This is a genomic window from Mesorhizobium sp. M1E.F.Ca.ET.063.01.1.1, from assembly GCF_003998155.1.
Classification (GTDB): Bacteria; Pseudomonadota; Alphaproteobacteria; order Rhizobiales; family Rhizobiaceae; genus Mesorhizobium.
Window position 1 is genome coordinate 1 of sequence record NZ_RZSC01001211.1, and the last position, 1,117, is coordinate 1,117.

Annotated in this window: 2 protein-coding genes; both read left to right on the forward strand. The window is 66.0% G+C overall.

The annotated features are described in order from the left end of the window. A partial coding sequence (locus EOA29_RS37335; protein ID WP_127222450.1) for an ABC transporter permease subunit occupies window positions 1-384 on the forward strand: 384 nt, incomplete at its 5' end. 37 nt (window positions 385-421) lie between these two features. Beyond that, a partial coding sequence (locus tag EOA29_RS37340; RefSeq protein WP_127222451.1) for an ATP-binding cassette domain-containing protein occupies window positions 422-1,117 on the forward strand: 696 nt, incomplete at its 3' end.

Consider the following 1,117-nt stretch of genomic DNA (forward strand, 5'->3'; position numbering starts at 1 on the left):
CCCTATTCGATGACGGTGCTGACCTCCGGTTTCGAAGGTTTCGACCGCAGCCTCGAGGAAGCCTCCGCCGATCTCGGCGAAAGCGCCTTCGGCACCTTCCGGCGGGTGACGCTGCCGATGGTGGCGCCGGCCATCATTTCCAGCCTGCTCGTCTGCTTCACCATCTCGCTCGACGAGTTCATCATCGCCTTCTTCCTGACCGGCACCGAGGCGACGCTGCCGATCTACATCTGGGGCCAGCTGCGCTTCGCGGCCAAGCTGCCCGGCGTTCTGGCGCTCGGTACCTTGCTGCTGGTGGCGTCCTTCGTGCTGATGACCTTTGCCGAAATCCTGCGCCGCCGGGCGGCCAGACGCACCCAGAGCGAGGGAGGCCTCTATGCTTGAGCGGGTCCAATCCGAGCGCACCCAATCGGAACGCACCATGATCGAGATCCGCGACGTCACGCGCAGCTACGGCACCTTCAAGGCGCTGGACGATGCCTCGCTCAACATCCGGGAAGGCGAGTTCTTCTCGCTGCTCGGGCCTTCCGGCTGCGGCAAGACCACGCTTTTGCGCATGATCGCCGGCTTCGACACGCCGACCAGCGGCTCGATCGCCGTCGACGGCCAGCCGATGGACGGCATCCCCGCCAACCGGCGGCCGACCAACATGGTATTCCAGAGCTACGCGATCTTCCCGCACCTCAATGTCGAGCAGAATGTCGCTTATGGGCTGAAGCGCCTGAAGCTGCATGCCGGCGAAGAAAAACGCCGCGTCGAGGAGGCGCTGGCGCAGGTGTCGCTGACCGGCCTCGGCAAGCGCCGCGCCACCGAACTCTCCGGCGGCCAGCGTCAGCGCGTCGCGCTTGCCCGCGCGCTGGTCATGCGCCCCAAGGTGCTGCTGCTGGACGAGCCGCTCTCGGCGCTCGACAAGAAGCTGCGCGAGCAGATGCAGGTCGAGCTGCGCCGCCTGCAGCAGGCCGTCGGCATCACCTTCGTGCTTGTCACTCACGACCAGTATGAGGCTTTGGCGATGTCGGACCGCATCGCCGTCATGTTCGGCGGTCGCATCGCCCAGGTCGCTTCGCCGAAGGAAATCTACCAGCGTCCCGTCCACCGCCAGGTCGCCGACTTCCTC